This is a genomic window from Serratia sp. X10 (assembly GCF_017811775.1).
Lineage (GTDB): Bacteria > Pseudomonadota > Gammaproteobacteria > Enterobacterales > Enterobacteriaceae > Serratia > Serratia ureilytica.
Map to the genome: position 1 here is coordinate 37,759 of NZ_JAEIOH010000004.1, position 17,789 is coordinate 55,547.

A 17,789-nucleotide genomic window follows, 5' to 3' on the forward strand; every position below is an offset into this window, starting at 1 on the left:
TTTCGAACCTGTGCAAGGATTAAATATGAAGCATGATGTGGTTTACAACGCCGCCGGCGGCTTTCCTCCCGCCGGTCATTATTCGCCCAGCTGCACGGCCAATGGGACGGTCTATATCTCTGGCCAATTGCCGATCGCCTTTTCCGGTGAGAGCCTTGCCGACGAACCTTTCGCGCGGCAAGTCCGTCAGGTGCTGGACAATCTGGATGCCTGCCTGGCAGGGGCTGGCGTCGGCCGCGCGCAGCTGGTTCAAGTCCGCGTCTATCTGACGGATATCGATTTGTGGCCGACCTTCAATGCGCTGTATGCCGAATGGATCGGCGAGTTTCGCCCTGCGCGCGCGGTGGCCGGCGTATCGCAACTGCATTATGGCGCCGCCGTGGAAGTGGAAGCTGTCGCGTTGGCCGCCCTTTAACCCTTACTGACAGGTAACGCTATGACCGATTTGATTTTACCCGTTTATGACGACGTGGCCGCCGCTGCCGCGCGTATCAAGGATTATGCTCACCGCACGCCGGTGCAGACTTCACGCACGGTTGACGACGATTTCGGCGCCAGCGTATTTTTCAAATGCGAGAACCTGCAGCGCATGGGCGCCTTTAAATTTCGCGGTGCGATGAATGCCTTGCTGCAGTTTTCTCCGGCGCAGCGCAAGGCCGGAGTAGTGGCCTTTTCTTCCGGTAATCATGCGCAGGCGATCGCGCTGGCCGCCAGGCTGCTCGACATTCCCGCCACGATCGTCATGCCGCACGACGCGCCGGCGGCCAAAGTGGCTGCGACGCGCGGCTATGGCGGCACAGTGGTGGAGTACAACCGTTATCATGAGGATCGCGAGCAGATCGGCCGGGATCTGGCGCAGCAACAGGGATTAACGCTGATCCCGCCTTACGATCATCCGCAGGTGATCGCCGGGCAGGGCAGCGCGGCTAAAGAGCTGTTCGACGAGGTCGGCGAACTGGACGCGCTGTTCGTTTGTCTGGGCGGCGGCGGGTTGCTGGCCGGTTCTGCGCTCGCCGCGCGTCGGCTGTCGCCGGGTTGCCGAGTCTATGGCGTAGAGCCTTTGGCGGGCAATGACGGGCAGCAATCCTTCCGCACCGGCCGCATCGTTCACATTGAGACGCCGCAGACCCTCGCCGATGGCGCGCAGACGCAGCACCTGGGCCAATATACTTTCCCGATGATCCGTCGCGACGTTGACGACATTCTGACGGTGACCGACGATGAGCTGATTACCGCTATGCGCTTTTTCGCCGAACGGATGAAAATGGTGGTGGAGCCAACCGGCTGCCTGGGGTTTGCCGCCGCCTGCGCGCAGAAATCGATGCTGCGGGGAAAACGCGTCGGTGTGATCATCAGCGGTGGCAACGTCGACATTCGCCGCTACGGCGAGTTGCTGGCAGGTCAATAGAAACAGGCGGATGACGAGAGAGAACCATGGTGACAGACAAGACGGTATTTGAGCAGGTCGTGGCGCTGCTGAGCGCCGGAGAGGCCGCATTCCGGGTGATAGAACATCCGGCGGAGGGGCGCTGCGAAGCGGTAGCGGCATTGCGCGGCACCGAACAGGGGCAGGGCGCCAAGGCACTGGTGTGCCAAACGCGCATCGACGGAACCAAGCATTACATTTTGGCGGTGCTGGCGGCAGACCGTCAGGCGGATCTGCAGCGGTTGGCGTCCGAGTTGGGCGGTAAAAAGGCGTCGTTGGTCAGCCCGGCGGAAATCACGACCCTGACGGCCTGCGTGCCGGGGGCGATCCCGCCGTTCAGCTTCCACCCGCAGCTCAGACTGGTCGCCGATCCGGAGCTGTTTGAGCGCTACGATGAAATTGCGTTTAACGCCGGCGATCTGCAACGCTCCGTGGTGCTCAATGCGCAGGATTATCTGCGTATTGCGGCGCCTGAGTTTATTCATTTCGCGCGTACGGAGACGATGGAGGAGTGAGAAAAAGAGGGGCTGTTCAGACGAGTTGAACAACAACGCTGAACTGCCGTTTACCGTCGGTTCAGCGTTTTTATGCTATATCCTTTGTTCGGAACCGCTGGCTGAACGAGAGACTGAGTTTGATCACCAATCCCCTATCCCGCAAAGAATACGCAGTATGGATGTCGTTAACGATAGGGTTCAGCTTTGCGTGGTTAAATCTTTTAGAGCTCTATAACAACGACGCATTATTCTTTCAGAAATTGACGATTTCCGTCATCAATAACGTTTCGTTCGCCGATGTCATCGCCTCTTATCTGAGGCTGATTCTGTATCTTCCTTTCGGGGTGTTGGCGATCGTGCTGACGCTGCTGTTTTGCGCCCAGCGGTTATGCGATACCCGGTTCTTCGTGCTCGCCTGGCCGGTTTCTCTGGCGATCTTCCTGGCCTTTTGGTTCATCAACGTCGCTTTCCCCGGGCATCTCAATCTGGTGCTGGCCGCCAAATCCTGTGTGCTGGCGCTGATTGGGCTGATCCCACCGAGGAAGCGGAAGACCGAATAATCGAACGCAGTTCGATGGAGAGTCCGTATCCCAGAAAGCGAAAAACCCGCCATAGGCGGGTTCTTCTGAAGATGGTGCCCGGACTCGGACAACCGGCGCTGGCGCCGCGTTGAACAGCGCTTCAGCGCTGGCCCGCAGGGTGAGGCCTCTGGCCGAATAATCGAACGCAGTTCGATGGAGAGTCCGTACCCCAGAAAGCGAAAAACCCGCATAGGCGGGTTCTTCTGAATATGGTGCCCGGACTCGGACAACCGGCGCTGGCGCCGCGTTGAACAGCGCTTCAGCGCTGGCCCGCAGGGTGAGGCCCTTGGCCGAATAATCGAACGCAGTTCGATGGAGAGTCCTGTCCCTGAAAAGCAAAAACCCAGCCATAGGCTGGGTTCTCTAAATATGGTGCCCGGACTCGGAATCGAACCAAGGACACGGGGATTTTCAATCCCCTGCTCTACCGACTGAGCTATCCGGGCAACGGGCAGCATTAAACCGTATTGGCCGAAAGCCGTCAACGGCTTTATGCGTGAAATACGCGAAAATGCCTCCGGTTGCTGGCTTTTCAGGCAAAGGGCGCAAAAAATGCGCCTGCCGGGGAGCGCACCTTGGGTTGGCTGCACCGCCGACCCTGCCGATTCAGCTCAGCGCCCCGTTACGGCGGCATTGCGCCACCTGCAAGATGTCTTCCGCCAGCCGTTTGGCGACCGATACGTCCTGGAGCTGGCGTTTTACCAGCAGTTTGCTCAGGCAACCTTCCTGAATCAGCTCCATTTGCTGCGCCACCATGTCGGCGTCGTCGGCGTCCATGTCGCGCAGCAGTTCGCGGGTCAGCTCCAGCGAAGTCAGCTTTTGCTGCTCCGCCAGTTGGTGGATCGGGTGATCCGTTTCCGGGAAGAAGCTGCAGGCGGCGATAAACAGGCAGCCGGGGTAGCGGTCTTGCTGCACGTATTCCGCCAGCACGTCATAGCGCGCCAGCAGTTTTTGCTGCGGGCTCAGGCTTTCGTCCAGCAGCAGCTGGCGGCGCCAGGTGTCAATCTGTTGGCCGTGGTAGCGCAGGCAGTCGTACAGCAGCGCTTCGCGATCCGGCCAGAACCGTTTGAGATCGCCGGGCTGAACGTCGAGTTTTTCCGCCAGCATCTCTAATGTGGCGGTCGCCAGGCCCTGTTGTTCCAACAGGCCCAGCGCGGTATCAAGGACGTGTTCACGTTGCACTTGTGCTTCCTCCCATTCGCTTCCGATCTTCAGTGTCAGTTATCGCATCACTTTCTGCAAATGCGCGTTGAAGGCTTCCGCCTTCATAAAACCGGTGACCCGCTCGGCCGTCAGCTCGCGGCCTGCCGGATCGAAGAACAGGATCGTCGGCAGCCCCAGCACCTGCAGGTGCTTCAGCAGCGCCGCCTGTTCCGCACCGTTGACGGTCACATCCGCCTGCAGCAGCACCGCGTTGGCCAGGCTTGCCTGCACCGCGGCGTCGCTGAAGGTGTATTTTTCGAACTCTTTACAGGCCACGCACCAGTCGGCGTACAGATCCAGCATCACCGGCTTGCCCCGCGCCTGTTGCAGCGCGAGATCGAGCTGTTCGACGTTGTTGATGCGGGTAAAGGCCAGGTGCGGCTGAGCCGCTTGCTGCGCCTGGTCGGCGCCGAAAGTCCAGTCCTGCAGCGGCCGCGCGGCGATCACCGCCGCTGCCAGCAGCAGCAGTTGCAGGGCGCGCGCCCAGCCGCGTGCGCTTCTCAGGCTCAGGGCGAAGGCCCAGCCGAAGAACGCCAGGCCGAGCAGGCTCCACAGGCGCATGCCCCACAGATCGCCGATCACCCGCTCCAGCAGGAACACCGGCAGCGCCAGAATGACGAAGCCGAAGGCCTCTTTCACGTACTGCATCCATGGGCCGCTGCGCGGCAGCAGGCGGTTGCCGAACAGGGTGACGATCACCAGCGGAATGCCCATCCCCAGCGCGTACAGGTACAGCGTGCCGCCACCGGCCCACAGATTACCGCTCTGGGCGATATACAGCAGGATGGCGCTGAGCGGCGCGGTGGTGCAGGGGGAACAAATCAGCCCGGCCAGCGCGCCCATCAGGAACACGCCGGTCAGCGAGCCGCCGCGCTGGGTGTTGCTCCAGTTCGCCAGCCGGGTTTGCAGCGCCGAGGGCAGCTGCAGGGAATAGAGGCCGAACATCGACAGCGCCAGCGCGATGAACAGCGCCGACAGGCCAATCAGTACGTAAGGATGCTGCAGCGCCGCCTGGAATTGCAGCCCGGCGGCGGCCACCACCAGCCCCAGCAGGGTATAGGTCAGCGCCATGCCCTGCACGTAAACCACCGCCAGCGCCAGAATGCGGCCGCTGCTTTGCGGCCGGTCGCGGCCGAGAATGATGCCGGAGATCAGCGGGTACATCGGCAGCACGCACGGCGTGAAGGCGATACCGATGCCGATCAGCAATGCCCACAGCGGCGAGAACGGCAGGCTGGCCGGTGTTGCGGATTGTTCGGCTGGCTCAGAGGCAGCCGCCGGGAGCGGCGCGGCTGCTGCGGCGCTGACCGCGTCCAACGGGATCACCCGGGTTTCCGGCGGATAGCAGAAGCCGGCCTCGGCGCAACCCTGATAGGTGACGCTGAGGCTGGCGTTGGCCGCCGCCTGTTGCAGCGGCACCTGCAGATTAAGCTGCTGTTTGAAAATCGCCACTTCGCCGAAGAACTCGTCCTTGTGGCTCAAACCTTCCGGCAGGGTAAAGGCGCCGAGCGTCGCCTGTTGCGGCACCAGTTTGATCTGCTGACGATACAGGTAATAGCCGGGGCGGATCTGCCAGTTCAGCGTTACCTGGTTGCCTTGCTGTTTGAAATCGAAAGCGAAGGCCCGATCGACGGGCACGAACTGGCTGCCGCCCGTCGGCGCGAACAGTGAAGCCTGCGCCGCCTGCGGCAGGAAGCACAGGCTGCACAGCAGCAAAATCAGTTTAATGAAGCGTGGATCCATAACAGGTAGTCTTTATCTCCGGCCATCACCGGCAAGACCAGCAGCTCAGGCGTCTGGTAAGGGTGATGTTGTTTCAGGGTGTCGAGCAGGGCCTGCTGACGGCGGCGATCGCTTTTGAACAGCATCTGCACTTCGTATTCCTGTTCCAGTTTCCCTTCCCAGTAATAGAGCGAGGTGGCACCGGGCAGCAGCGTGGCGCAGGCCGCCAGCTTATCGCCCAGGACCCGCGCCGCCAGTTCCTGGGCGCTGGCTTCATCGGGTGCGGTACAGAGTATGACGACAGCTTCGCAATCAGACATCTTCAGCCCTCTCATCGGTTCGAATGGGCACTATACCCTGAAGGCGGATTGGCTAGAAGGCGAGTTTATCGCCAGAAGGAAAACCGGGGCCGCAGCCCCGGTCGAAGCGTTACAGCATGACGCTGCCGAGCAGGAAGCCGAATACCACCGCGAAGATCACGCCCATGGTGCCGGGAATGAAGAACGGATGGTTGAACACGAAGCGGCCGATGCGCGTGGTGCCGGTATCGTCCATCTGCACCGCGGCGACCAATGTTGGGTAGGTCGGCAGGATGAACAGGCCGGAAACGGCGGCGAAGGAGGCGACGGCGGTCAGCGGCGACACGTTCAGCGCCAGCGCCATCGGCATCAGCGCCTTGGCGGTGGCGGCCTGCGAGTACAGCAGCGCCGAGCAGAAGAAGAAGATCACCGCCAGCAACCACGGGTGCGCCTGAATGACGCTGCCGGCCGTCTCTTTGATCCAATCGATGTTGGCCTGGACGAAAGTATCGCCCAGCCAGGCGACGCCGAGGATACAGATACAGGCGCTCATGCCGGCCTTGAAGGTGCTGGAGTTCAGCACCATGTCGGTGTCGACGCGGCACAGCAGGGTGGTCAGCGTGGCGACGCTCAGCATGATGATCAGAATGGCGTTGGTGGTGTTCATCAGCGGCTTGGCCACCAGGCCCAGGCCCGGGCTGTTGATGATGGCGTAGGCCACCACGCACAGCACGCCGAGCAGGAACAGCAGCACCGAGGCTTTGGCGCGCGGTTTGATCGCCAGCGCGTTGTTGCCGCGCAGGGTGATCAGGCCTTCTTCCATGCGTTTCAGGTACACCGGATCGTTAGACAGCTTGGAATCGAACAGCCAGGTCACCAGCAGCGACATCACCAGCACCGCGCAGAAGGTGGACGGGATCACCACCATCAGCAGGTGCAGGTAGCTGACGCCGTGGCCCTCCATCACCGAAGACATGTACACCACCGCGGCGGAGATTGGCGAGGCGGTGATGGCGATCTGGGCGGAGACCACGGCGGTCGACAGCGGGCGGCAAGGCTTGATGCCCTGTTCTTTCGCCACCTCGGCGATCACCGGCAGCGCCGAGAGTGAGATATTGCCGGTGCCGGCGAAGATGGTCAGAAAGTAGGTGACGATAGGGGCGAGAATGGTGATGTGCTTGGGGTTCTTGCGCAGCAGTTTTTCGGTCTGTTGCACCAGGTAGTCCATCCCCCCGGCGACCTGCATGGCGGAGATCGCCGCGATCACCGCCATGATGATGGAGATGACGTCGAAGGGAATGTTGCCCGGTTTGACGCCGATCAGCGCCAGCGCCAATACGCCCAGTCCCCCCGCGAACCCGATACCGATACCGCCCAATCTGGCCCCTAAAAAGATGGCCAGCAGAACGATAACCAATTCTACGGCTAGCATAGTGTTTACTCCTTAAAATGAGAGAAATTGAAAATCAAACGTTAAAATTTTGTGGGCGCCTAAAAGTAAAAAGGCACGCTATCCAGAGGATTTAGCGTGCCTTTCAGGGCTACCGGGTAGGTCTGTTATTGTTCATTTTCATCCGTATAGCGTTTGGCTTTATAGGCCGGGTGCATCAGGTTCTCCACGGAGAAGATGTCATCCAGCTCGGCTTCGGTCAGCAGGCCGCGTTCCAGCACCACTTCACGCACGCTCTTGCCGGTTTCGGCGCAGATCTTCCCGACGATGTCACCGTTGTGGTGGCCGATGAACGGGTTCAGATAGGTGACGATACCGATCGAGTTGAAGACGTAGTGTTCGCAGACTTCTTTATTCGCGGTGATGCCGTTAATGCATTTTTCCAGCAGGTTGTAGCAGGCGTTGGTCAGGATGTGGATCGACTCGAACATCGCCTGGCCGATCACCGGCTCCATCACGTTCAGCTGCAGCTGGCCCGCTTCAGCCGCCATGGTAACGCAAGTGTCGTTGCCAATCACCTTGAAACACACCTGATTGACCACTTCCGGCACCACCGGATTCACTTTGGCCGGCATGATGGACGATCCTGCCTGCAGCTCCGGCAGGTTGATTTCGTTCAGGCCGGCGCGCGGGCCCGAGGAGAGCAGGCGCAGGTCGTTACAGATTTTGGACAGTTTCACCGCCAGGCGTTTGAGCGCGCTGTGTACCATCACGTAGGCGCCGCAGTCGGAGGTGGCTTCGATCAGGTCTTCCGCCGGCACCACCGGCAGGCCGCTGACTTCCGCCAGTTTTTGCACCGCCAGCGGCTGGTAGCCTTCCGGGGTGTTGAGCGCGGTGCCGATGGCGGTGGCGCCGAGGTTCACTTCCAGCAGCAGCTCCGCGGTGCGGTGCAGGTTGCGGGTCTCTTCGTTCAGCAGCACGCTGAAGGCGTGGAATTCCTGGCCGAGAGTCATCGGCACCGCGTCCTGCAGCTGGGTGCGGCCCATTTTCAGGATGGTTTCGAACTCTTTCGCCTTGCGATCGAAGCCTTCGCGCAGCTGGTTGATGGCGTCGATCAGTTTCTGGTTGGAGGCGTACACCGCGATGCGGAACCCGGTCGGGTAGGCGTCGTTGGTGGACTGACACTTATTGAGGTGATCGTTCGGGTTCAGGTACTGGTATTCGCCTTTTTGATGGCCCATCAGCTCCAGGCCGATGTTCGCCAGCACTTCGTTGGTGTTCATGTTCAGCGAGGTGCCCGCGCCGCCCTGGAATACGTCCACCGGGAACTGATCCATGCACTTGCCTTTATCCAGCACCTCGTCGCAGGCCTGGATGATCACGTCGGCGATTTTGCGCGGGATGGTTTTGAGTTCTTTGTTGGCCATCGCCGCGGCCTTTTTCACCATCACCATGCCGCGAACGAACTCGGGGACATCGCTGATTTTGCTGTTGCTGATGTAGAAGTTTTCAATCGCACGCAGAGTGTGAACTCCGTAGTAAGCGTCTGCGGGGACTTCACGTGTTCCTAACAGGTCTTCTTCGATACGAATGTTGTTTGACATGAGAACCTTCTCTATGTGTTGCTGCCGAATTAATAATTTGTCAGGTCAAGGCTAGTAAGGGCACAGCCTAAATTAATGTTGCCGAAGGCTTGGGGCGTGAAACGATTAACCAAATCGCCCGTTGCTGCCCAGATCATATGCTGGTTGATAAGAAATGACTGAATCCAGATCACCTTATGGTGTTTAAGGATATGCCCTTTTTCGGTTCTGTGACTTCTTTCACGTTTGTGAACTTTAGCAATAAAAACCGGCTCTCGGTTGAAATGGTGGGGGGATGCCCTCATTGTAATGGTGTCGGCCGTTTACGGCCTCTTTTTTCGCGCCGTCGCCCCGTGGCGGCCGTGCCTTACCTACCGATAGGAGAACCAGGTGCGCTGGTTACCGCTACTGCTGATATTTCTGCTGGCTTACATAGAAATATCCATCTTTATCAAAGTCGCCGCCGTGCTCGGCGTGGCTGTCACCCTGCTGCTGGTGGTGTTCAGCTCCTGCGTCGGCATTTCGCTGGTGCGCAATCAGGGCATGAAAACCTTCGTGCAGATGCAGCAAAAACTGGCGGCCGGTGAAAGCCCGGCGGCGGAAATGGTGAAAAGCGTTTCGCTGGTGCTGGCGGGCTTCCTGCTGCTGATACCGGGCTTCTTCACCGATTTCCTCGGCCTGTTGCTGCTGCTGCCGCCGGTGCAAAAATCGCTGACGCTGAAGCTGATGCCGCACCTGTCGGTGTATCGCCCCGGCGGTTGGACGGGCGGCGACGCCGCCAACGGCAATACCTTCGACGGCGAATTCCAGCGCAAGGACGATGAACGCCCGGTGCTGGAACATCGCCCGGACGAGGATCGCAAACCTCACGATCGTTAAGCAAACGCGGCTCAGGCCGCGTTTTTCATCTCTGCGGCACTCGTCGGACCAAAAATGCGAAATTTTTTTTGTTCGCCCCCTTGAAGGGGGCTGGAACGCCCCCATCTCAAATGCCACGAGGCCGGTAATAACAACCATCCGGTGTACAACCCTAAATCTGATAGAGACCTTCTTACAGGAGAGCGTTCAATGAGTATTCGTCCATTGCATGACCGCGTTATCGTCAAGCGCAAAGAAGTTGAATCAAAATCTGCTGGCGGCATCGTCCTGACTGGCTCTGCTGCGGGTAAATCCACTCGCGGTGAAGTGGTTGCAGTGGGTAAAGGGCGTGTGCTGGAAAACGGCAACATCCAACCGCTGGATGTGAAAGTTGGCGATATCGTGATTTTCAACGACGGCTACGGCGTGAAAGCAGAGAAGATCGACAATGAAGAAGTGTTGATCATGTCCGAAAGCGACATTCTGGCAATTGTTGAAGCGTAATTGCGCTTTATCTTCTGAACTGAACGAGTTGAAGGGAAATACCAATGGCAGCTAAAGACGTAAAATTCGGCAATGACGCTCGCGTGAAAATGCTCCGCGGCGTGAATGTTCTCGCTGATGCAGTAAAAGTGACCCTGGGCCCGAAAGGCCGCAACGTAGTGCTGGATAAATCTTTCGGCGCACCGACCATCACCAAAGACGGCGTTTCCGTTGCGCGTGAAATCGAACTGGAAGACAAGTTCGAGAACATGGGCGCACAGATGGTGAAAGAAGTGGCCTCCAAAGCGAACGACGCGGCGGGCGACGGCACCACCACTGCAACCGTACTGGCTCAATCCATCATCACCGAAGGCCTGAAAGCGGTTGCTGCAGGCATGAACCCGATGGATCTGAAGCGCGGCATCGACAAAGCGGTTGTCGCTGCGGTTGAAGAACTGAAAAAACTGTCCGTACCTTGCTCCGACTCCAAAGCTATCGCTCAGGTCGGCACCATCTCCGCCAACTCCGACGAAACCGTGGGTAAACTGATCGCGGAAGCGATGGAGAAAGTGGGCAAAGAAGGCGTCATCACCGTTGAAGAAGGCACCGGCCTGCAAGACGAGTTGGACGTGGTTGAAGGTATGCAGTTCGACCGCGGTTACCTGTCCCCATACTTCATCAACAAGCCGGAAACCGGTTCTGTTGAGCTGGAAAGCCCGTTCATCCTGCTGGCTGACAAGAAGATCTCCAACATCCGCGAAATGCTGCCGGTGCTGGAAGCCGTTGCCAAAGCAGGCAAACCGCTGCTGATCATCGCTGAAGACGTAGAAGGTGAAGCGCTGGCGACCCTGGTGGTCAACACCATGCGCGGCATCGTGAAAGTGGCTGCCGTTAAGGCGCCTGGCTTCGGCGACCGTCGTAAAGCCATGCTGCAGGACATCGCGACCCTGACTGCCGGTACCGTTATCTCTGAAGAGATCGGTCTGGAGCTGGAAAAAGCCACCCTGGAAGACCTGGGTCAGGCGAAACGCGTTGTGATCAACAAAGACACCACCATCATCATCGATGGCGTGGGCGACGAAGCGACCATCCAGGGCCGCGTTGCTCAAATTCGTCAGCAGATCGAAGAAGCGACCTCTGACTACGATCGTGAAAAACTGCAGGAGCGCGTAGCGAAACTGGCCGGCGGCGTTGCCGTTATCAAGGTTGGCGCAGCCACTGAAGTTGAAATGAAAGAGAAGAAAGCCCGCGTTGAAGACGCCCTGCACGCGACCCGCGCCGCAGTGGAAGAAGGCGTGGTGGCCGGCGGCGGCGTAGCGCTGATCCGCGTTGCAGGCAAAATCGCCGCGCTGAAAGGCGACAACGAAGACCAGAACGTGGGTATCAAAGTTGCGCTGCGCGCAATGGAAGCCCCTCTGCGTCAGATCGTGATCAACGCCGGTGAAGAAGCTTCCGTTATCGCCAACCAGGTGAAAGCGGGCGAAGGCAGCTACGGCTACAACGCTTACTCTGAAGAATACGGCGACATGATCGCGATGGGTATTCTGGATCCAACCAAAGTGACCCGTTCTGCTCTGCAGTACGCGGCTTCCGTGGCTGGCCTGATGATCACCACCGAATGCATGGTCACCGACCTGCCGAAGGCTGACGCACCGGATCTGGGCGCAGCAGGCGGCATGGGTGGCATGGGCGGCATGGGCGGCATGATGTAATCATCCCCCACACGCTTGTGTGCTGAGAACCCCGGTCAAATGACCGGGGTTTTTTTTAGCTTAAAAATCAATAAAAAGAATGTTTGTTTAGCTTGTTATTAGTTTATTGAATGAATTATTGCATTATTTTGTTTTTGCCCTAAACCGTTGTCGTTTCGTACCGATATAGCCCCTACCAGGCGGGGAATTTTCCCTCGCCGGTGTGACTGTCAACGGAGACGACTTATGCTGAAAAATATGAAAATAGCCACCTGGCTGATGTTGATGCTGTTGCTGTTGGGCTTGATGCCCATGGGAACCGGCGCCATCGCCTTCTATTTCATGCAGCAAAACGGCAACAGCATCGGCAGGATGAGCACTTTTTCCGACGAGGAAGCCGCGCTGAACCGCAGTTGGCGTGCTCTGCTGCAAACGCAGACGCTGATCGACAACATGGCGTTCGAGCGTATGGCGCAGACCAGCAGAGCCGATATTCAACAGGGTATCGATGAGGCGCGCGGTGAGCTGCGCAGCGCCGACGTCGCGTTCAACCTGTTTTGGGAGACGCCGGGCCTGACGGTATCGCGCCCGGATCTGGGCGAGGCGATGAAAAAGGTCTACCTGGCGCAGCAGGCGGTGCTGAAGCAAGAACTGACGCTGTTGGCCGACACGCCGCAGGCGGCGCTGATCGAGCGGCTGCACGCCATGGCGGCAGAGAAGCGCCAGGTGCGCCAGCGGCTGGATAACCAGTTTGCTGACTACATGCGGGCCACGGTGGCTGCCCACCGTCTGGCAGTGGAAGAGGCGGAGCAGACCCAAAAAGTCTTCGCCCGTCTGCTGAGCGGCACCCTGGCGGCGATCCTGCTGCTGCTGGTCGCCGTGCAGCGTGATTTCCGCCGGCGCTTGATCCTGCCGCTGCGCGAGATCGCCGCACACTTGCAAAAGGTTGGGCGCGGCGATCTGCGCAGCGAGATCGCGGTACGCAACAACAATGAGATCGGCATGCTGTTCGCCAGCCTGCGAACGATGCAGCTGGAGCTGAGCGCCACCGTGCAGCAGGTGCGTGATGGCGTGGAGTCGATCAACCAGGGTACGCACGAGATCGCCGTCGGCAACGCCGATCTCTCCAGCCGCACCGAAGAACAGGCCAGCGCGCTGACGGAAACCGCCGCCAGCATGGAACAGATTACCGCCACGGTGCGGCAAAACGCCGATAACGCCAATCAGGCCGCCGGCATGGTCAATCAGACTGCCGGCATTGCCCGCAACGGCGAAACGCTGATGGCCAGCGCAGTCGACAAGATGCGGGCGATCAACGACAGTGCGCGTCAGGTGGGGGATATCACCGGCGTGATCGACGGCATCGCCTTCCAGACCAATATCCTGGCGCTGAACGCCGCCGTCGAGGCCGCGCGCGCCGGTGAACAGGGGCGGGGTTTTGCGGTGGTGGCAGGCGAAGTGCGCAATCTGGCGCAGCGCTGCGCGACTTCGGCCAAGGAGATCAGCAGCCTGGTCGACGGCGTGACCGGCGATATCGCCGCCGGCGTGCGGCTGGTGGAGCAGGCGGGCGAGACGATGAATGCCATCGTCGGCTCGGTGAACCAGGTGACGTCGCTGATGGATAACATCTCCTATGCGTCGCAAGAGCAAAGCAAGGGCGTTGAGCAGGTCGGGATTGCGGTAACCCAGATGGATCAGGTGACTCAGCAGAACGCCGCGCTGGTGGAGGAGGTGGCGACCACCGCCGTCGGCGTGGAGGAACAGGCGGCCCTGCTGGCGCAGGCGGTGGCGACTTTCCAACTGGCGGAGGAGGAACCGCGCCAGGGCGAAGTGGAGGTACCGACGGCGGCCGCCGGTTGGGCATAACGCCGCCGCACTGTATTTGATGATATTTTTGCCGCCCGGGGCGATTTAGCTGGTAAACTGGTAAGTCATCAGCTGTCGCTCAAGACGTTGGCCCGCTCGCGTGGCAACGGATGCTTAAGAGATGGCATCGCTTTCTGATAAGCTTTTGCGTAATTCTCAACATCGAATGGGGAACAAGATGCGGATTAAAGCCTTACTGGGTCTTTCGGCAGCGATGCTGCTGGCGGGTTGCAGCACCACTCATGAACTGACCGCTGCGGGTCAGCAGATCAAGTTCACCGACAGCAAGCCGGCGGCGGAATGCCAGCTGCTGGGGGAAGTGACCGGCACCCAGAGCAACTGGCTGTCCGGCAACGGCGGTGAAGGCAGCTCCATGCGCGGTGCGGCCAACGATCTGCGCAACAAGGCAGCGGCGATGGGCGGCAACGTCATTTACGGCGCCAACAGCCCAAGCCAGAACCTGCTCTCCAGCTTCGCGCCGCTGGACAGCAAAATGGTCGGCCAGGTTTACAAGTGCCCGTAAGGCGCTGAGGCCAAACGCCGCGAAGAGATAAAAAAAGAGGAATGCCACGGCATTCCTCTTTTCGTTCCATCAGGCCATGTGGCGCGCATCACCCCTGCATCAGGCGCAGGTCGATCGGTGTTTTGCTCGGTTCGCCGCCCACTTCACGCGTCAGGCGCGGCACCAGATAACCGGACACCTTGCTCAGCAGCGCCTGCATGATGACGCGCGCTTCATCGTCGCTGACCATGAAATGCGCCGCGCCCTGCACCTTGTCCAGCACGTGAATGTAGTAGGGTAGGATGCCGGCGTCGAACAGCGCGTTGCTGAGCGCGGCCAGCGTGTCGGCGTCATCGTTGACGTCGCGCAGCAGCACGCTTTGATTGAGCAGCGTGACGCCGGCGAGGCGCAGCTGAGCCATGGCACTCTGCAGCTCGCGGTCGATTTCGTTGGCGTGGTTGATATGCGTGACCATCAGCACCTGCAGGCGCGAGGCCGACAGCAGGCGGCACAGCGCCGGCGTAATGCGCGCCGGGATCACCACCGGCAGACGGGTGTGAATGCGCAGGCGTTTCAGGTGCGGGATGGCCTCCAGCTCGCCGACCAGCCACTCCAGCTCGCTGTCTTTGGCCATCAGCGGATCGCCGCCGGAAAAAATGATCTCGTCCAGTTCCGGGTGTTGGCGGATATAATCCAGCGCCTGCCGCCAGTTGTTCTTGTTGCCCTGATTATCCTGATAGGGGAAGTGACGGCGGAAACAGTAACGGCAGTTGACCGCACAGCCGCCTTTGACCAGCAGCAGCGCGCGATTGCGGTATTTGTGCAGCAGGCCCGGCACCACGCTGCGCTGTTCATCCAGCGGATCGGTGGTGAACCCTGGGGCGTTGATGAACTCCTCTCTGGCGGTCAGCACCTGGCGCAGCAGCGGGTCGTTGGCATCGCCGGGGCGCATGCGCGCAGCGAAGGCGCGCGGCACGCGCAGGGCAAACAGCCGACGGGCATCGCGCCCCTGCGGCAGTTCCGGATGCGTATTCAGTGACAAAAGCTGCAGTAATTCATCGGGATCGGTAATAACATCGGCGAGTTGATGCAACCAATCTTCTCTATGTGCCGTACTTTGGGTTATAATGTGTGCCATTTTTTTGGCTAAGCTACCAGTTCAAATATTCAGAGGGCCATCATGGCGACTTATTCTAGCAACGATTTCCGTCCGGGTCTTAAAATCATGTTCGAGGGCGAACCTTACGCCGTCGAAGCCAGTGAGTTCGTTAAGCCGGGCAAAGGCCAGGCGTTCGCGCGCGTGAAAATGCGCCGTCTGCTGACCGGCACCCGCGTGGAAAAAACCTTCAAGTCTACCGATTCTTGCGAAGGCGCAGACGTGATGGACACCAACATGAACTACCTGTACAGCGACGGTGAGTTCTACCACTTCATGCACCCTGAGTCTTTCGAACAGCATCAGGTTGACGGCAAAACCGTCGGCGACGCGGCCAAATGGCTGCAGGATAACGCAGAGTGCATCATCACCCTGTGGGATGGCCGTCCAATCGCCGTTCAGCCGCCGAACTTCATCGAAGCGGAAATCACCGATACCGATCCTGGCCTGAAAGGCGATACCGCAGGGACTGGCGGCAAGCCGGCTACCCTGAGCACCGGCGCCGTGGTAAAAGTGCCGTTGTTCGTCCAGATCGGCGAAGTGATCAAGGTTGACACTCGCTCTGGCGAATACGTCTCTCGCGTCAAGTAAGTTTTAAAACAGAGGAACCTCCGCGGTTCCTCTGTTTTATCCCATCCCCGTTCGTTGGCAGAAAATCCGCATGTTCAAGAAAACGCTGTTGGCCGTGCTCTCCCTGTTGTTCCTTTTCTCCCTCAGCAGTTGCAATACGTTTCGCGGTTTCGGCGAAGACGTTCAGCATCTCGGCGGCGCCATCTCCCGCACGGCCAGCTGATCCCGCCTTTAACCCGATGTATTTGCGCCACAAAGCCGGTCACGATCCCACACCCTCCGTCAATTTTGACTACGCTTAGAAAGCCGTACTTTTTCATCAACGACCAATAAGGACTTTCTTATGCTGAAGAAAAGTATTATCGCGATCTTCTCTTTGATGATTTTGAGCTCGCTGACCGCCTGTAATACCACCCGCGGTGTGGGTGAAGACATTCAGGCCGGCGGCAAGGCTATTCAGCGCAGCGCGGAATAATCCGCATTCCACCCGGCGGCATTCCGGCTGCGGAGAGCCGCCACATTTCTATCCCTTGCCTGAGCGTTAACGCTGCTGCTATCCTGCCGCAGTGCGGGTGAGGTTACCCGTCATGCATCACCTCGCTAAACGGGACGACCCGTTTACGCGTCATTTTATCGGGGACGACCCCAGTGGTAGGGAGGCCGTCTCATGGCCTGGATTATTCTGCTTATCGCCGGTTTGCTCGAAGTGGTTTGGGCTATCGGTCTGAAATACACCCACGGTTTTACCCGGCTGACGCCGAGCATCATCACCATCGCCGCGATGGTGGTCAGCATGTTGCTGTTGGCCAACGCCATGAAAACGCTGCCCGCCGGCACCGCTTATGCGGTGTGGACCGGCATCGGCGCGGTGGGCGCGGCGATCATGGGCATGGTGCTGTTGGGCGAATCGACCAATATCGCGCGCATCATCAGCCTGTGCCTGATCGTGGTCGGCATACTCGGGCTGAAGTTCAGCAGTCACTGATCGGCGGACTGCTGCACCCAGATCAGCTTATCGGTGGCGAAACCGTAGCCTTTGGCTGTCTGCAATAAGCGGTCGCGCACGGCGGCGTCAAGCGTCGGCGTGCGCGACAGGATCCATAGATAGTCGCGGTTTGGGCCGCAAACCAGCGCGTAGCGATAGTCCGGATCCAGGGCAATCACGTTGTAGCCGCCATAGAAGGGGCCGAAGAACGACACTTTCAGCGCCGCGACCTGCGGTGAACCGATAAAGTAGGCTTTGCCTTCGCTTTCTTGCCATTGCTGTTTTTGCGGATTGAAGCCGCGATTGATGACTTTCAGTCCGCCGTCGGCGCGCGGGCTGTAATGGGCGGTCACCTGCTGCAAACCGCGTTCAAAACGATGATCCAGACGCGCGATCTCATACCAGGTGCCGAGATAGCGTTGGCTGTCGAAATTGTTCACGACCTTGATGTCTTTAGGCGGGGAGACGCTGCAGGCGACGGAGAGCAGGGCGGAAAGCATGACGCAAAGCTTTGACCATAAACGCATCGGTGACTCCTGTTTACCGGGGGCGAGTAGACAGTGTAGCCGATGAGAAAAGGGCGGCCAACGGGCGTTGGCCACCCGAGCGGTTTACAGCGTGACGACGCCGATGACGGTGACCACGCTGAGGATTGCTGCCAGACCGTAGAACACCCACTTGCCGGCCGGCACGTGGATCTTCAGATCGTGCATCGCATGGTGGATGCGGTGCAGGCCGCACCACAGCGGCAGAATGATCATCAGCAGCAGGAACAGGCGGCCGATCAGGCTCTGGCAGAACGCCAGCACGCGCTCGTAACCCAGCGCTTCACCGGGGAACAGCCCCAGCGGCAGCAGAATGCCGACCAGCAGCACGATGGCCGGCGCGACGATCGCGCCCCACATGCCGCCGGCGCCGAACAATCCCCAGAAAACCGGCTCGTCGGAGCGTTTAGGTGCTTGATTTATCATGTTTCC

The 17,789-nt window shown here is 59.4% G+C and carries 21 protein-coding genes and 1 tRNA gene; 13 read left to right on the forward strand and 9 right to left on the reverse strand.

All coding sequences use genetic code 11. From position 1 onward, the window contains the following. The first annotated feature begins 25 nt into the window (after positions 1–25). From J9788_RS14430 to J9788_RS14445, 4 genes are all read left to right on the forward strand, one after another. Positions 26–415: a RidA family protein gene (locus J9788_RS14430; protein ID WP_046897895.1), complete on the forward strand. Its 390-nt coding sequence runs from the start codon at positions 26–28 to the stop codon at positions 413–415. 21 nt (positions 416–436) lie between these two features. Further along, positions 437–1,408: a threo-3-hydroxy-L-aspartate ammonia-lyase gene (locus J9788_RS14435; RefSeq protein ID WP_182265146.1), complete on the forward strand. Its 972-nt coding sequence runs from the start codon at positions 437–439 to the stop codon at positions 1,406–1,408. 26 nt (positions 1,409–1,434) lie between these two features. After that, positions 1,435–1,941 (forward strand): YbaK/prolyl-tRNA synthetase associated domain-containing protein, encoded by a 507-nt coding sequence (locus J9788_RS14440; RefSeq protein WP_182265147.1) that lies wholly within the window; start codon positions 1,435–1,437, stop codon positions 1,939–1,941. A 119-nt stretch (positions 1,942–2,060) separates the two neighbouring features. Next, positions 2,061–2,483 (forward strand): hypothetical protein, encoded by a 423-nt coding sequence (locus J9788_RS14445; protein WP_227414590.1) that lies wholly within the window; start codon positions 2,061–2,063, stop codon positions 2,481–2,483. A gap of 391 nt (positions 2,484–2,874) precedes the next feature. On the opposite strand, the gene J9788_RS14450 is transcribed toward J9788_RS14445, so the two are convergent. From J9788_RS14450 to aspA, 6 genes are all read right to left on the reverse strand, one after another. Next, positions 2,875–2,950: transfer RNA gene (locus J9788_RS14450), tRNA-Phe, on the reverse strand. A 160-nt stretch (positions 2,951–3,110) separates the two neighbouring features. Then, complete coding sequence (locus J9788_RS14455) at positions 3,111–3,686, reverse strand: transcriptional regulator (protein WP_004929655.1); 576 nt, start codon at positions 3,684–3,686, stop codon at positions 3,111–3,113. Between the two features lie 39 nt (positions 3,687–3,725). Continuing rightward, on the reverse strand, positions 3,726–5,450 hold the full coding sequence (locus J9788_RS14460) for a protein-disulfide reductase DsbD (RefSeq protein ID WP_182265148.1): 1,725 nt from the start codon (positions 5,448–5,450) through the stop codon (positions 3,726–3,728). Continuing rightward, positions 5,426–5,749, reverse strand: a complete 324-nt coding sequence (gene cutA / locus J9788_RS14465; protein ID WP_182265149.1) for a divalent cation tolerance protein CutA — start codon at positions 5,747–5,749, stop codon at positions 5,426–5,428. The genes J9788_RS14460 and cutA overlap by 25 nt, the downstream gene beginning before the upstream one ends. Before the next feature lie 109 nt (positions 5,750–5,858). After that, positions 5,859–7,160, reverse strand: a complete 1,302-nt coding sequence (locus J9788_RS14470; RefSeq protein ID WP_094143661.1) for an anaerobic C4-dicarboxylate transporter — start codon at positions 7,158–7,160, stop codon at positions 5,859–5,861. Between the two features lie 125 nt (positions 7,161–7,285). Next, positions 7,286–8,722 (reverse strand): aspartate ammonia-lyase, encoded by a 1,437-nt coding sequence (aspA, locus tag J9788_RS14475; protein WP_004929659.1) that lies wholly within the window; start codon positions 8,720–8,722, stop codon positions 7,286–7,288. A 369-nt stretch (positions 8,723–9,091) separates the two neighbouring features. On the opposite strand from aspA, the gene J9788_RS14480 reads away from it, so the two are divergent. The 5 genes from J9788_RS14480 to J9788_RS14500 all read left to right on the forward strand — a co-directional run bounded on the left by J9788_RS14480 (position 9,092) and on the right by J9788_RS14500 (position 14,122). After that, positions 9,092–9,580, forward strand: coding sequence for an FxsA family protein (locus J9788_RS14480; protein ID WP_004929660.1), 489 nt, complete (start codon positions 9,092–9,094; stop codon positions 9,578–9,580). Positions 9,581–9,769: 189 nt separating this feature from the next. Continuing rightward, complete coding sequence (locus tag J9788_RS14485) at positions 9,770–10,063, forward strand: co-chaperone GroES (protein WP_004929661.1); 294 nt, start codon at positions 9,770–9,772, stop codon at positions 10,061–10,063. A gap of 44 nt (positions 10,064–10,107) precedes the next feature. Next, positions 10,108–11,754, forward strand: coding sequence for a chaperonin GroEL (gene groL, locus J9788_RS14490; protein ID WP_046897953.1), 1,647 nt, complete (start codon positions 10,108–10,110; stop codon positions 11,752–11,754). Positions 11,755–11,979: 225 nt separating this feature from the next. Beyond that, positions 11,980–13,599: a methyl-accepting chemotaxis protein gene (locus tag J9788_RS14495; RefSeq protein ID WP_182265150.1), complete on the forward strand. Its 1,620-nt coding sequence runs from the start codon at positions 11,980–11,982 to the stop codon at positions 13,597–13,599. Between the two features lie 178 nt (positions 13,600–13,777). Next, a complete protein-coding gene (locus tag J9788_RS14500; protein WP_025305007.1) occupies positions 13,778–14,122 on the forward strand; it encodes a DUF4156 domain-containing protein in 345 nt (114 codons plus the stop codon). Positions 14,123–14,210: 88 nt separating this feature from the next. On the opposite strand, the gene epmB is transcribed toward J9788_RS14500, so the two are convergent. Next, positions 14,211–15,239: an EF-P beta-lysylation protein EpmB gene (epmB, locus tag J9788_RS14505; RefSeq protein ID WP_182265151.1), complete on the reverse strand. Its 1,029-nt coding sequence runs from the start codon at positions 15,237–15,239 to the stop codon at positions 14,211–14,213. Between the two features lie 42 nt (positions 15,240–15,281). Here epmB and efp point away from each other — a divergent pair, with 42 nt between their 5' ends. The 4 genes from efp to sugE all read left to right on the forward strand — a co-directional run bounded on the left by efp (position 15,282) and on the right by sugE (position 16,812). After that, a complete protein-coding gene (gene efp / locus J9788_RS14510) occupies positions 15,282–15,848 on the forward strand; it encodes an elongation factor P (protein WP_004929666.1) in 567 nt (188 codons plus the stop codon). A gap of 70 nt (positions 15,849–15,918) precedes the next feature. Continuing rightward, positions 15,919–16,050, forward strand: a complete 132-nt coding sequence (locus tag J9788_RS14515; protein ID WP_004929667.1) for an entericidin A/B family lipoprotein — start codon at positions 15,919–15,921, stop codon at positions 16,048–16,050. Between the two features lie 120 nt (positions 16,051–16,170). Beyond that, the gene (locus J9788_RS14520; protein ID WP_004929668.1) at positions 16,171–16,302 is read left to right on the forward strand and encodes an entericidin A/B family lipoprotein; all 132 of its coding nucleotides are present in this window, start codon (positions 16,171–16,173) and stop codon (positions 16,300–16,302) included. A gap of 192 nt (positions 16,303–16,494) precedes the next feature. Continuing rightward, positions 16,495–16,812: a quaternary ammonium compound efflux SMR transporter SugE gene (sugE, locus tag J9788_RS14525; protein ID WP_004929669.1), complete on the forward strand. Its 318-nt coding sequence runs from the start codon at positions 16,495–16,497 to the stop codon at positions 16,810–16,812. Here sugE and blc read toward each other — a convergent pair. Continuing rightward, positions 16,806–17,339 carry an outer membrane lipoprotein Blc gene (gene blc / locus J9788_RS14530; RefSeq protein WP_046897955.1) on the reverse strand — a complete coding sequence of 178 codons (534 nt, stop codon included), beginning with the start codon at positions 17,337–17,339 and terminating at the stop codon, positions 16,806–16,808. The genes sugE and blc overlap by 7 nt on opposite strands. 84 nt (positions 17,340–17,423) lie before the next feature. Next, positions 17,424–17,783: a fumarate reductase subunit FrdD gene (gene frdD, locus J9788_RS14535; protein ID WP_004929672.1), complete on the reverse strand. Its 360-nt coding sequence runs from the start codon at positions 17,781–17,783 to the stop codon at positions 17,424–17,426. Positions 17,784–17,789: the final 6 nt, after the last annotated feature.